At 64.0% G+C, this 12,203-nt stretch carries 14 protein-coding genes; 12 read left to right on the top strand and 2 right to left on the bottom strand.

What is annotated here, in order from left to right:
• Positions 1-108: 108 nt before the first annotated feature.
• The 10 genes from ACZBJS_RS24170 to ACZBJS_RS24125 all read left to right on the top strand — a co-directional run bounded on the left by ACZBJS_RS24170 (position 109) and on the right by ACZBJS_RS24125 (position 9,276).
• The gene (locus tag ACZBJS_RS24170) at positions 109-864 is read left to right on the top strand and encodes a biotin/lipoate--protein ligase family protein (RefSeq protein ID WP_463439376.1); all 756 of its coding nucleotides are present in this window, start codon (positions 109-111) and stop codon (positions 862-864) included.
• Complete coding sequence (locus ACZBJS_RS24165; protein WP_463439375.1) at positions 861-1,400, top strand: DUF6505 family protein; 540 nt, start codon at positions 861-863, stop codon at positions 1,398-1,400. The genes ACZBJS_RS24170 and ACZBJS_RS24165 overlap by 4 nt, the downstream gene beginning before the upstream one ends.
• On the top strand, positions 1,397-2,404 hold the full coding sequence (locus tag ACZBJS_RS24160) for a DUF6352 family protein (RefSeq protein ID WP_463439374.1): 1,008 nt from the start codon (positions 1,397-1,399) through the stop codon (positions 2,402-2,404). The genes ACZBJS_RS24165 and ACZBJS_RS24160 overlap by 4 nt, the downstream gene beginning before the upstream one ends.
• Entirely contained in the window at positions 2,401-2,916 is a 516-nt protein-coding gene (locus ACZBJS_RS24155) for a DUF3305 domain-containing protein (protein WP_168856827.1), read from the top strand. The genes ACZBJS_RS24160 and ACZBJS_RS24155 overlap by 4 nt, the downstream gene beginning before the upstream one ends.
• Positions 2,913-3,530 (top strand): DUF3306 domain-containing protein, encoded by a 618-nt coding sequence (locus ACZBJS_RS24150; protein WP_463439373.1) that lies wholly within the window; start codon positions 2,913-2,915, stop codon positions 3,528-3,530. The genes ACZBJS_RS24155 and ACZBJS_RS24150 overlap by 4 nt, the downstream gene beginning before the upstream one ends.
• 129 nt (positions 3,531-3,659) lie before the next feature.
• A complete protein-coding gene (locus tag ACZBJS_RS24145; RefSeq protein WP_463439372.1) occupies positions 3,660-4,439 on the top strand; it encodes a Cro/CI family transcriptional regulator in 780 nt (259 codons plus the stop codon).
• Between the two features lie 29 nt (positions 4,440-4,468).
• Complete coding sequence (locus ACZBJS_RS24140) at positions 4,469-4,687, top strand: twin-arginine translocation signal domain-containing protein (protein ID WP_028345027.1); 219 nt, start codon at positions 4,469-4,471, stop codon at positions 4,685-4,687.
• A gap of 2 nt (positions 4,688-4,689) precedes the next feature.
• Positions 4,690-7,632: a formate dehydrogenase subunit alpha gene (locus tag ACZBJS_RS24135; RefSeq protein ID WP_200844576.1), complete on the top strand. Its 2,943-nt coding sequence runs from the start codon at positions 4,690-4,692 to the stop codon at positions 7,630-7,632.
• Positions 7,633-7,645: 13 nt separating this feature from the next.
• Positions 7,646-8,242 (top strand): formate dehydrogenase FDH3 subunit beta, encoded by a 597-nt coding sequence (gene fdh3B, locus ACZBJS_RS24130; RefSeq protein ID WP_316397263.1) that lies wholly within the window; start codon positions 7,646-7,648, stop codon positions 8,240-8,242.
• 41 nt (positions 8,243-8,283) lie between these two features.
• Complete coding sequence (locus ACZBJS_RS24125) at positions 8,284-9,276, top strand: formate dehydrogenase subunit gamma (protein WP_057017138.1); 993 nt, start codon at positions 8,284-8,286, stop codon at positions 9,274-9,276.
• 30 nt (positions 9,277-9,306) lie between these two features.
• On the opposite strand, the gene ACZBJS_RS24120 is transcribed toward ACZBJS_RS24125, so the two are convergent.
• A complete protein-coding gene (locus ACZBJS_RS24120; protein ID WP_256520575.1) occupies positions 9,307-9,429 on the bottom strand; it encodes a hypothetical protein in 123 nt (40 codons plus the stop codon).
• A 619-nt stretch (positions 9,430-10,048) separates the two neighbouring features.
• On the opposite strand from ACZBJS_RS24120, the gene ACZBJS_RS24115 reads away from it, so the two are divergent.
• Positions 10,049-10,693 carry an ATP-dependent Clp protease proteolytic subunit gene (locus ACZBJS_RS24115; protein WP_316397264.1) on the top strand — a complete coding sequence of 215 codons (645 nt, stop codon included), beginning with the start codon at positions 10,049-10,051 and terminating at the stop codon, positions 10,691-10,693.
• A 440-nt stretch (positions 10,694-11,133) separates the two neighbouring features.
• Positions 11,134-11,451, top strand: coding sequence for a hypothetical protein (locus ACZBJS_RS24110; protein ID WP_316397265.1), 318 nt, complete (start codon positions 11,134-11,136; stop codon positions 11,449-11,451).
• A 36-nt stretch (positions 11,452-11,487) separates the two neighbouring features.
• On the opposite strand, the gene ACZBJS_RS24105 is transcribed toward ACZBJS_RS24110, so the two are convergent.
• Positions 11,488-11,886, bottom strand: coding sequence for a hypothetical protein (locus tag ACZBJS_RS24105; RefSeq protein WP_463439371.1), 399 nt, complete (start codon positions 11,884-11,886; stop codon positions 11,488-11,490).
• Positions 11,887-12,203 lie beyond the last annotated feature (317 nt).

Here is a 12,203-nt window from a genome sequence, read left to right as displayed (position 1 = left end):
CCAGGTCGATCCCTCCGCGGGTGCGGCGCCGTCTTGCGGACTCGCGCCATTCCTTCACCTCGTATAGATATTCACTATCGGAAGGAAAAGGAAAGTGGAGGACGGCCCTTGCGGTCGACCCCGACCAGCCGCGTCTCCGTGACGGAAGCGATCCATCTGCCGCCGCCATTCACGCTCGTCCGGTTGCGTGAGAGCGGAGACGCCTTTGCTCACGCTTGCCGCATTGCACCCAAAAGCGGTGCCGGCACGCTGGTGTGCGTCGGCCGGTTCGATCTTGCCGAATTCGCCGTGGTGCTCGAGCCGGGCGAGCCCTTGGCCACCGCACGGCGCGCCTTCTATGCCGGCATGGTCGCGCTCACCGACGCCCTGCGCGCCTATGCGCCGCCGCACAAGACGGTCGCGATCGGCTGGCCCGACACCGTCGCGATTGACGGTGGGCTGGTCGGCGGCGGACGGATGGGATGGCCGACGTCAGCGCGCGAGGACGAGCCGCCTGCCTGGCTGGTGTTCGGCGCCATGATCCGGACGGTCGCAATGGCCGATCAGGGACCGGGCGTCCATCCGCTCGCGTCCGCGCTGGATGAGGAGGGGTTTGGCGAAGCGGGAGCCGTGCAGGTGACCGAGAGCTTTGCGCGGCACCTGATGCGGGCGATCGATAGCTGGCAGACCGACGGCTTTGGCAGCCTCGCGCGCGACTATCTCGGCCGGATCCCCCGCGAGCGGCGAACCGTGCTGCGGATCGATGACGGCGGCGATCTCCTCACGCGCCGCGTCGGTGCCGACAGGATTGAACGCAGCGTACTCGTCAAGGCACTCGGAACGCCGTCCTGGTTCGATCCGAAGCTCGGAGGGCCGCGACTGTGAAACTGCTCCGCAGCATCGCGCTCGATCCCTCCGACACCTTCGTATTCGATGTGGCGGCCGAGCCGGGCGAATGGGCCGTCTCCGGCGCCTTCCGCTTCTGCGATCAGGATCCGACGAAGCTGACCGGCAAGGCCCGCGTCGCGTTCCGCAGTGGCTTCCTTGGGGTGCAGTCCTGGGGCTGGTCGACGCTGGTGCAGATCGTGCCTGCGACCGAGAATGATTGCAGCGCGCTGATCGACCGCCTCGCCAGGCAATTGATCGATCGTTTCGGAGCGCCGAATCTGGCGACCGCGCGGACGGCGGCGGAAGAGGAGGTCGCCTTCGCGCAGTCGCTCTGCAACCATCCGGTCAGCTCGCTCATTGCCGTTCACCGTTCGGTGAGCGACGGCGAAGTCCGGGAGTCGTTCCGCAGGCTGCAACTGCGCCAGGGTCAGGGACACAGCAAGGCGTTCTCGTTCATGGAAGTCGAAGACGATGTCGAGCCTGACGGTGATCTCAAGCTTGCCGATATGAGTGGGGAGTCGCGGCACCGATGAATGATTTCTGGATCGCGTGCGGCCATCATCTGCTCGATCGCGACGAGAGCGGGGGACTTTGCGTCACCGACGAGTTCCTGAAGGCCTATTTTGCTCGTCCGGAGCTGGTTCCGCCGGACGAAGCATGCCCGGTCGAGCGGCGGCTGCACCGCGCGCTGCTCGCGGCTCCCCGCAGGCCGGTCGGCGCGGAAGAAATCGAAGCGATTGTCGATGCGGATGCCCGGGAGAACTGGCGGCTCGTGCTTGCCTTCCGCGACCTCCTCGTGCGGCATCCGACGCTGGAGCAGGCCTATCTTGCAACCGTCCGGTCCGGGACGAGCGATTTGCCGCCGCTGTTCGTCAATCAGCTCGTGCACGTGATCCTGCGCAATGCGCTCGATGGCTGCGATGATCCGTTCGAGCTGCGCGCAGCCGAACTGTTCTTCCGCCCGCAGCGCATCCTGCCGCAGGAGCAGGCCCTGCTGCTCGGCGATGAAGAGGTCGTCGGTGGACAGACTCCGACCCCGGTGCTCTCGCTGATGTCGATGCTGGGGGCGGTGACCGATGCCGAGCTCGACGTCTTGCGTGAGGACAATGCCGACGACTACTGGCGCCGGAGCGATCAATTCGACATGGCATTCGACCTCACCGCAGGCGGCCGCGGGCCGGCGGCGCTGGCGCAAGCGATGGTGCGCTGGATCTCCCATCTGCTCGGGATCGACGTCAGCATTGAGCCGCTGCGCGAGCTGCGTGATGAACGTCTCAATTGGTATGTCGGGCTCGACGCCGATGCGACCAGGCTCGGCGACCGTCTCTGGCATGGCGAGCAGCTCGAAGACCGCAGCGCCGGACGCGTGCTCTCCTTGTTCCGCCTGACGTTTGCGGACGCCAGCGCGGCCGCAGACGAGATGCGGGGCGAGCCGGTCCATCTCATTCTGTCGATGAACGCCGACCAGAAGCTGCGGATGAAGCCGCAGAACTTGCTGACGGGGCTGCCGGTCAAACATCTGGAGATGGCGACATGAGTCCGGCCGCGCTGCCGCTTGTGCGCGTTCCCGTCGGCGTCGTGGTGGAGCGGCACCAGGCGGACTCGCCGTGGACCGACTTCGTCTGGCGCGCGGTCGCCGTTCTGCCCGACGAGCCGGACACCAAACCCTGGACGGTGCTTCGCGACGAGAACGGGACGACGCTGTTTTATGCCGGCAGCGCCACGGTCGATCTCTATGGTTCCGAGACGGCGCGCTATCGCGACAATCTCGCCTCGGGCAGTCCGGCCATCTGGGCCGTCTTGTCGCCGGCGGAAGGCGCCTGGCCCTACTCGGTGGCTGCCGCGACCGCCGATCCTTCGGAGGGCGAGGCGTTCACGGAGGCCGGTGCGAATCTGGTCGAGGCCGTCCCCATGCCGGAGATGCTGCGTGAGCAGATTGAAAGCTTCGTGGCCGAGCACCACGTCGAACGTGAGTTCTTCAAGCGCAAGCGACGGCAGGCCGATCCCGAGGCGCTCGCGCGCCGGCAGCATGAAGGCGGACACGAATGAGTGAGGACAAGTTCCTGACGCGCTGGTCCCGCCGCAAGCAGGAGGCAAAGGCGAACGCCACGCCACCGGATCCGGCAATGCGCGACGACATGCAGTCGCCGCCGCCAGCCGTCAAAGACGACGACGCGGAGTTCGACCTTGCGAGCCTGCCTTCGATTGACACGATTACCTCGGCGACCGACATCACCGCGTTCCTGCGCAAGGGAATCCCGCAGGAGCTGACGCGTGCGGCGCTTCGTCGCGCCTGGAGCGCCGATCCCGTCATTCGCGACTTTGTCGGGCTTGCCGAGAATGCCTGGGACTTCAACGACCCGACCGCGATGCCGGGCTTTGGCCCGCTGGATTGCTCCGAGGCTGAGCTCACCGCGCTCATCGACAGAATCGTCGGCGGCCTCGGCAAGCCGGCCGAGGCACCGCCCGAGCGTTCGGTTGAAGTCGCGGATTCTTCGCAGGAATTGCGCGAGGTCGAGTTGCCGGGCATCGGCGCCGAAGAAGCCGCGACCACGGGAACCGCACCTGATCCTGCTGCAACGCAACGAACGCTCACCGAAAGCTCCGACGGCGAACAGGTGCCGGTTGAGCGCCGCACGCACGGCAGCGCGCTGCCTCGCTAGGGACCGCGACGAAAGGCCATAGCCTCAGACTATGCGAGCTGATTGACCCCCCGTTGGGCCGGGACTAGGCTTCGCTAGCGCTTTGTAAGAAAAGCAAAATCAGCACCCGGGACTTGGATGGAGGTCCACGTGCGCGATGCTGGCCTTGAGCGAGCCATTGACGCTGCCGGCGGCGTTGCAGAGCTTGCGCGCAAAATCGGCATCAGCCAGCCCTCTGTTTCGAACTGGAACAAGGTGCCCGCGCAACGGGTGATCGCCGTCGAAGCCGCCACAGGCATCTCGCGCGATAATTTGCGGCCTGATCTGTACAGCGAGCCGTTTTTCTCCGAAGAGCCGATCGATTCTGTCGATGTCGCGCGTGCGCAGGAATATCTGCTGCTCGCGACACTGTTGTCCGCCGCACCATCGAAGAAACTGCTCGATCAACTGGCTGCGTTGACCGCCGATGCCACGCCGCTTGGGCGCGCGCATGCCGCGCTGGCCGAATCCGCCGCCAACGCAGTCGCGGCGACGGTCGAACGCGAATATTTCGATCTGTTCACAGGTCTCGGCCGCGGCGAACTCTTGCCCTACGCCTCCTACTATCTGACCGGCTTTCTCAACGAGCGGCCGCTGTCGAGGCTGCGCGCCGACCTCGCTGCGTCCGGGATCGAGCGCATAGCGAACAATTCCGAGCCGGAAGATCACGTGGCTATCCTGTGCGAGATCATGGCAGGTTTCGCGGGAGGGCGTTTCCCGGCGCCGTTCGACACGCAGCGTGCCTTCTTCGGCAAACACGTCGCGCCCTGGATGGGGCGGCTGTTCGTCGACATCGAGCGCGCGGAGAGCGCCGTCTTCTATCGTGCGGTCGGTGCGCTTGGTCGCGCCTTTGTCGAGATCGAGACAGAAGCATTCACGTTCGCGAACTGACCTGCATCCGCAGGTCCAGGAGAGATGCGATGAGTGAAGACAGGACAACCACAGTCGGGCGCCGCGATTTCTTGCGCAAGGTCGGCGTCGGCACGGTGGGTGCCGGCGCGACCCTCGCAACGCCGCTGGTCGGGGCTGCGCAGGCTGACAGCGAAACCAACGATGAGAAGCGCAAGGCGCGCTACAAGGAAACCGATCACGTCAAGGCGTTCTACCGCGTCAATCGTTATCCGGCCAAGGGAGGTTGACCGTGCTGATCAAGCGAACAAACCAGCGTTCCCTGCGCCAAGGCTCCGCCGCCAGCTCCCTTGCAGATCAGGCCGGTGGCCTCGACCGCCGCAGCTTCCTGCGCAAATCCGGTCTTGCCGGCGGCGCGCTTGCCGCATTCGGCACCTTGCCGCTCGGCAGCGTGCGCAAGGCGGAAGCCGCGGCGGCCGGTCCGCTCACGGCGGGAGCGACCGTGCGCAAGAGCATCTGCACGCATTGTTCGGTTGGGTGCACGGTGACGGCCGAGGTCTTGAACGGGGTATGGATCGGCCAGGAGCCGAGCTGGGATTCGCCGATCAATCGCGGCTCGCATTGCGCCAAGGGCGCTTCCGTGCGTGAGCTCGTGCACAGCGAGCGGCGGTTGCGCTATCCGATGAAGCTGGTGGGCGGGCAGTGGACCCGCGTCTCCTGGGACACCGCGATCAATGAGATCGGCGACAAGATTCAGGCGGTACGTGAGAAGTCGGGTCCCGATTCCGTCTATTGGCTCGGCTCGGCCAAGATGACCAACGAAGGCGCCTACCTGTTCCGCAAGCTCGGTGCGTTCTGGGGCACCAACAATACCGATCACCAGGCCCGCATCTGCCATTCAACCACCGTCACCGGCGTCGCCAACACCTGGGGCTACGGCGCGATGACCAACAGCTACAATGACATCCGCAATGCGAAGACGCAGGTCATCCTGGGCGGCAATCCGGCCGAGGCGCATCCCGTCTCGCTGCAGCATCTGCTCGAGGGCAAGGAGCTGCAAAGGGCCAACTTCATCGTCATCGACCCGCGGCTGACGCGCACCGCCGCGCACGCGACCGAATATGTGCGGATGCGGCCGGGTACCGACATTCCGGTGCTCTACGGCATGATGTGGCACATCCTGCAGAACGGCTGGGAGGACAAGGAGTTCATCCGGCAGCGCGTCTACGGTTTCGACGACCTCAAGAAGGAGGTCGAGAAATGGCCTCCTGAGGAAGTCGAGCGCGTCACCGGCATTCCCGGCGAGCAGCTCAAGCGCGTCGCCAAGATGTTCGCCACCGAGAAGCCGGCAACGCTGATCTGGGCCATGGGCCAGACGCAGAAGACCGTCGGCACCGCCAATGTGCGGGCGAGCTGCATCGCGCTGCTGATGACCGGCAATGTCGGCAAGGCCGGCGCCGGCGCCAACATCTTCCGAGGCCACGACAACGTGCAGGGCGCGACCGATGTCGGGCTCGATATCGTCACGCTGCCGTTCTACTACGGCCTTGCCGAAGGCGCCTGGAAGCACTGGTCGCGGGTCTGGGAGGTCGACTATGACTTCCTGAAGGCGCGGTTCGATTCCAAGCAGATCATGGAAACCCCCGGCATTCCGCTGACCCGCTGGTTCGAGGCGGTGACGTTGCCGAAGGAGCAGGTTGCGCAGAAGGACAACGTGAAGGCGGTGTTCGTGCAGGGACACGCCTCCAACAGCATCACCCGTATCCCTGAATCCCTCAACGGCCTGAAGGCGCTCGAGCTGCTCGTCATCGCCGATCCGCATCCGACGACCTGGGCCTCGCTCGCGGTCGAGGCGGGACGCACCGAAGGCGTCTACATTCTCCCGGTCGCCACCCAGTTCGAGTGCAAGGGGTCGCGCGTCGCTTCCAACCGCTCGCTGCAATGGGGCGAGCAGATCGTGAAGCCGATCTTCGAGTCGAAGGACGATCTCGAAATCATCTATCTGATGGCGAAGAAGCTCGGCTTCGCCGATCAGATGTTCAAGAAGATCAAGGTCGAGAACAACCTGCCCGAGGCCGAGGACGTGCTGCGCGAGATGAACCGCGGTAGCTGGTCGACCGGCTATTGCGGACAATCGCCCGAGCGCCTCAAGGCGCACATGAAGAACCAGGCGAAGTTCGACATGCTGACGATGCGGGCGCCAAAGGATGATCCCGAGGTTGGCGGCGACTATTACGGGCTGCCTTGGCCGTGCTGGGGATCACCCGAGGTCAGGCACCCCGGCACGCCACTGCTCTACAACACCAATCTGCACGTGATGGACGGCGGCGGCACGTTCCGGCCGCGGTTCGGCGTCGAGCGTGAGGAGAAGCTGCCGGACGGCACGACGCGGAAGGTAAGCCTGCTCGCGGACGGCTCGTATTCGTTGGGGTCGGGAATCCAGGATGGCTATCCGGAATTCACGCTGGCGAGCCTGAAGAAGCTCGGCTGGGACAGCGAGCTCACCGAAGCGGAAATGGCCGTGATCAACAAGATCAATCCGGCCAATCCGGACACGGTGTCGTGGTCGCTCGATCTGTCGGGCGGCATTCAGCGCGTCGCGCTGGCGCACGGCTGCGTGCCCTACGGCAACGGCAAGGCGCGCATGAATGCCTTCGGCTTGCCGGATCCGATCCCGGTTCACCGCGAGCCGATCTATACGCCACGCGTCGATCTCGTCGCCAAATACCCGACGCTGCCCGACGCCAAGCAGTTCCGGATGCCCAATATCGGATTCTCGGTGCAGAAGGCCGCGGTGGAGAAGGGCATTGCAAAGCAGTTTCCGCTCATCCTCTCGTCCGGCCGTCTGGTCGAATATGAGGGCGGCGGCGAGGAGACGCGCACAAACCCGTGGCTCGCCGAGTTGCAGCAGGACATGTTCATCGAGATCAACCCTGTTGATGCCGCCGACCGCGGTGTCAAGGACGGCGGCTGGGTCTGGGTCACCGGCGCCGAGAACAATTCCAGGGCAAGGATGAAGGCGCTCGTCACCGAGCGGGTCGGCAAGGGCGTCGCCTGGATGCCCTTCCATTTCGGCGGCTGGCTTGCGGGCAAGGATCTTCGCGGCAACTACCCGAAGGGCACCGATCCGATCGTGCTCGGCGAAAGCGCGAACACGATCACCACCTACGGATACGATCCCGCGACGGGCATGCAGGAGCCCAAGGTCACTCTCTGCCAGATCGCGGCGGCATAAGGGAGCAACGACGATGGCACGTATGAAGTTTCTCTGCGACGCCGACCGTTGCATCGAGTGCAACGCCTGCGTCACGGCCTGCAAGAACGAGCACGAGGTGCCTTGGGGCATCAACCGCCGCCGGGTCGTCACCCTCGCCGACGGCAAGCCGGGCGAACGCTCGGTCTCGATGGCCTGCATGCACTGTACGGACGCGCCCTGTGCGGCGGTGTGCCCGGTGAATTGTTTCTATACCACCGCCGACGGCGTGGTTCTGCACTCCAAGGATCTCTGCATCGGCTGCGGCTACTGCTTCTACGCCTGTCCGTTCGGCGCGCCGCAATATCCGAAGGTCGGCAATTTCGGCTCGCGCGGAAAAATGGACAAATGCACCTATTGTGCCGGCGGTCCCGAGGCCGATGGCAGCAAGGAAGAGTACGAGAAATACGGCGCGAACCGGCTTGCCGAAGGCAAGCTGCCGCTGTGCGCGGAGATGTGCTCGACCAAGTCGCTGCTCGCCGGCGACGGCGAGATCATTGCCCAGATCTATAAAGAGCGCGTGCTGAAGCGCGGCTACGGCTCAGGCGCATGGGGCTGGAAGACCGCCTATCGCGAGACGATCGAGTCCTGACGACGACCTGGCGCGGGTCGCGTCGATATCGGGAGGACCTTATGGCGTGTTTTGCACGATGTGTTCGGCTCGTCATTGGCGTGGCTGGACTCCTGCTGCTCGTCTCCGCGGCTTCCCCGTCCGTAGCCCAGCAGGTCAACCCGACCGCAAGCGCGGTCAAGGAGCAACAGCTCCTGCAGGAACTGAACCGGGTGCAGGGACGCGTCAGCATACCCGACCAGCGCTCGGGCGTTCTCGAACAGCCGGCCGGCCGTGAATGGCGCGAGTTCCGGAACGTGACGCTGCGCTGGATCGGCGGCATCGCCATTCTTGGCATGCTCGCGGCGCTGGTCATCTTCTATCTCAGCCGCGGGATGGTGCGGCTGCAGAGCGGTCGTTCCGGCCGGACCATCGTGCGCTTTTCCGCATTCGAGCGCTTCGTGCACTGGATGACGGCGACTTGCTTCATCATTCTGGCGATCTCGGGGTTGAACGTCACTTTTGGACGTCCATTGCTGCTGCCGTTGATCGGCCACGAAGCGTTTTCCGAATGGTCGCAATGGGCGAAATATGTTCACAACTATCTCAGCTTCCCGTTCACCATCGGCGTCGTGCTGATCTTCCTGATGTGGATCGCCGGCAATATCCCGAACAAGGCGGATGTCGACTGGATCAAGCGCGGCGGCGGCATCGTCGGGCACGATCATCCGCCGGCCTATCGTTTCAACGCCGGCCAGAAGGCGATCTACTGGATCGTGGTCATCGGCGGAGGTCTGGTGGCAGCGACGGGATATGCGCTGATGTTCCCCTTCTACCTGTCAGGCATCGAAGGGATGCAGCTCGCGCAGATCGTCCACTCCATCGTAGCGATGCTCTTCACGGCAGTGATGTTGGCGCACATCTATATCGGCACGATCGGCATGGAAGGCGCGTTCGAGGCGATGGGAAGCGGCACCGTCGATGTCAATTGGGCCAGGGAGCACCACAGCCTCTGGCTGGAAGAGGAGAATGCGCGCGATGCTCGACCCCAGCCCTCCGTCACCGCGGCGGAGTAGGGGGGCGCGCAGCCGTTGAACGCGAACTTGCTACAGCCGTACGCCCGTCGTTGCAAAGGCCTGTGCGACCGGTTCTTGCACCCGGTTTAGCGCCAGGGCCCCGAATGCCGACACGACGACGGCGGCCACGCAGGCGAGCAAGAAGACTTTCATTGTCGTTCTCCCAAATCGATCGGGATGCAGTGGGAGTTTACACAAGATGACGCATCGCGGACAGCGTTGTCCGGCGCGTGTGGGCGGCCATCGCTCAAGCCATGGGGCGCAAGCGGCGGCTTTCGGGACGCTGCACCATCGAGACGCCGCATCCCGCGTTAGGTTGCCTTGGCGACCAGCAGGTCGCGTGGAGCGTGGATTGATCGCGCATGTCGAGCCTTAATGGGATTCCTCAGGCGGTCCGGTCCCCTCAAGGATCGGGGGCAAAAAGAAATTAATGAAATGAATGACTTAAGGTAGAGATTGTCGGTGACCCCGATGCTGGATTGGACTGGCTGATCCCAGGGTCACGGTAGATGATGTTTGCTCTCGGCACAGAGCGTGCGCTTCTAGACGTCAAAATGGCGCTCCCGCCTGCGCGCTTGCTGAATTGGGTTTGATTCAGATCAACCCACGATGCGCGTCGATGCTCTGTCTATGGTGTGAGGTACCGGGTCCAATGGGGAGCGCCGTGGCAGCCTGGAAGTACGCTTTGAGGGTCCTCCGCGCGACATTTATCGATGGCGACGCAAACAGCCGGAGCGCCACGCATGGGTCGATGCGGATTGCAGGATGCGTTTTGAGCATCGCGGTCGTGCTGACCTCGACGAACTGTCTCGCGATGGAGTTTTCCCGTGTCCAGGGGTGCTTTGGAGATGTCTTGAAGCTCAGTGGAGATATCAGGGATGGGGACTTTGTCCGCTTTCGCGGATATCTGGCGACTGAGCGCCGGGTCGTTGGCCTCGATCTCGATTCCCGAGGTGGGTCACTCTACGAAGGCTTCCGAATCGCCATGCTCGCGCACCAGAGGCAAATCGCCAGTTACGTTTCCGGAGAATGCGACTCGGCATGCGCTTTCATTTTCCTGGCGAGCAGGAAGCGTTATGTGGCGCCAAATGCCAAAATCGGCGTCCATTCGGTTTCCAATTTACACGGCAACGAGGACAGTCGAACGATTCGTGACACGATCAAGCTTGCGAGGTTGTCGGCCAAGCTCCGTATTCCTCCATCGGCCATCGGCAGGATGGTCATGACTCCGCCGGGAAAGATCTCCTATTTGAATAAGGAGGAACTCGCTTCGCTGAAGGTCATGGAGCGGAATCCGTTTGATCGCACGGCGACCGCGGAATCAAGGAGTGGCTCCATGTGCGGCGCGGCGCCCTCGAAGAGCGCGTCGGAGGAGGAGCGGCCGATGCGGAACGCCGCCGGCTCGAAGGGAAGCTAGGGCGCTGGTTGAGCGGGCTTTGGCGCCGAACCGGCTCGTATAGCCCAATTGGGTCAGTCAAGCCGTCGCACGTGACCCTGACTGCTTGGCACAAGCTGCACTGGTCTCTCCATTCCACCGCGATCTACAATCGCAGCCATGGGGTATACCAGCGACAGATTTCGGCGAGTGCGTGGCGCAAGCCAGCCGGCTGGCGCTCGCAATTGGCTGCTTCGCTGGCTTGAAGAGGCCGACGGCGATATTGCCTTCAAGGTCGTGGTCGTGACGGCCGGGATGCTGTCGACCGCGGCGATCGCCTTTGGATTGCTATCGTCCTGAGCGCGCCTCTTGTTTGCCGCGCGTGATGCTGGAATTGTCGTTCTGAGGTGCTCCGCCCGTGAAGCTCTGACAAGATGAGATATCGTCTTCAGCACGACACGGATCATTCACGGCGGCAATGAATGCACTTCGAATTAGCTGAAAAATCGAGCGGACGTCGAGACCGTCTGGCGGCCAGGTTGGGCGTCGGGACCTGCGCCGCGACCTTCCTGTTTTGCTGCGCGCAACAGACGGCCGCGCTGCCGCTGACGCCTTTCCGCTATGAAGCCCAGGCTCAGCGGCATTGCCCCGGCGATAGCGTGGTCTGGCTCGATTTTCGGCGCGGACGCTACTACCTCAAAGGGCAAAGCCGCTATGCCAGGGGCTTCGATGGCAGCTTCGTGTGCAGGAATGAAGCGCGCGAGAGCGGCTATCGGCGTTCGCTGCTCGGCCTTCGGTGACATCACCGAAGGCCGGCCTGTCACGTAAAGCCGGCACTACCATCCGTCATAGTAGCGTGGCCGAGCGTAATAGCCGTAGCCTCCGCCCGGCGGGCAATAGTCGTAGCCATAGCCGTATCCACCGCCATAGTAGGGATACCCGCCATAGTAGGCCGAGCTCGCGATGGCTCCGCCAACGATCGCACCGGCGGCTGCAGCGCCCCAGCCTCGATAGCCCCATCCACGATAGCCTCCCCAGCCGCCGGTGCCGCGCCAACCGCGATAGCCCCAGCCGCCGCCGCGCCAGCCGCCCCAGCGCACCTGAAGGGCGGTGTTGCTCTCGACCATGCCCTTCATGGCCGCGACGTTGGTCGGCAACGGGGCCGCCTGGCTCGCGCCAATGCCGACCATGCTCGCAAGCAGGATCAAGGCCGGCAGGGTCTTGGTGTTCTTCATGACGTCCTCCACATCGGGGTGACACAGGCAGTCGCGACCGAAAGGCAGCCAAATCGAAAGCGGCTTTCCGATCCATGAGGACGCCGAGCCTGTCAGCCGCGGCCGGCCCGAAGCTTGATTTGAATCAAAGTGGCAAGAGGGCGGTGCGGACGATTGATCCTGCGCCTGGGACAATTGCCGCGGATAGGCAGGACGCCGCCTGATGGGGCGCGATCGCGCTCGTGATCCCGAGCGCGAATGCATCCCGGCGAAGTCGGAGCGGCCCCCGATTCCTGCCCCCGAACCGGGCCGCTTCCTCGGTGAAAGTCCGGACGCGT

The sequence above is a fragment of the Bradyrhizobium sp. KZN70725 genome, from assembly GCF_055264925.1.
The sequence above is the reverse complement of the archived record's forward strand: the minus strand, read 5'-3'. Positions and strand labels throughout refer to the sequence as shown.

Bases quoted from the DNA above. Each gene is read 5' to 3' on its own strand.
- ACZBJS_RS24160 (WP_463439374.1), top strand. From the start codon at position 1,397: ATGAATGATTTCTGGATCGCGTGCGGCCATCATCTGCTCGATCGCGAC.
- ACZBJS_RS24155 (WP_168856827.1), top strand. From the start codon at position 2,401: ATGAGTCCGGCCGCGCTGCCGCTTGTGCGCGTTCCCGTCGGCGTCGTG.
- ACZBJS_RS24150 (WP_463439373.1), top strand. From the start codon at position 2,913: ATGAGTGAGGACAAGTTCCTGACGCGCTGGTCCCGCCGCAAGCAGGAG.
- ACZBJS_RS24140 (WP_028345027.1), top strand. From the start codon at position 4,469: ATGAGTGAAGACAGGACAACCACAGTCGGGCGCCGCGATTTCTTGCGC.
- fdh3B (WP_316397263.1), top strand. From the start codon at position 7,646: ATGGCACGTATGAAGTTTCTCTGCGACGCCGACCGTTGCATCGAGTGC.
- ACZBJS_RS24125 (WP_057017138.1), top strand. From the start codon at position 8,284: ATGGCGTGTTTTGCACGATGTGTTCGGCTCGTCATTGGCGTGGCTGGA.
- ACZBJS_RS24120 (WP_256520575.1), bottom strand. From the start codon at position 9,429: ATGAAAGTCTTCTTGCTCGCCTGCGTGGCCGCCGTCGTCGTGTCGGCA.
- ACZBJS_RS24110 (WP_316397265.1), top strand. From the start codon at position 11,134: ATGCACTTCGAATTAGCTGAAAAATCGAGCGGACGTCGAGACCGTCTG.
- ACZBJS_RS24105 (WP_463439371.1), bottom strand. From the start codon at position 11,886: ATGAAGAACACCAAGACCCTGCCGGCCTTGATCCTGCTTGCGAGCATG.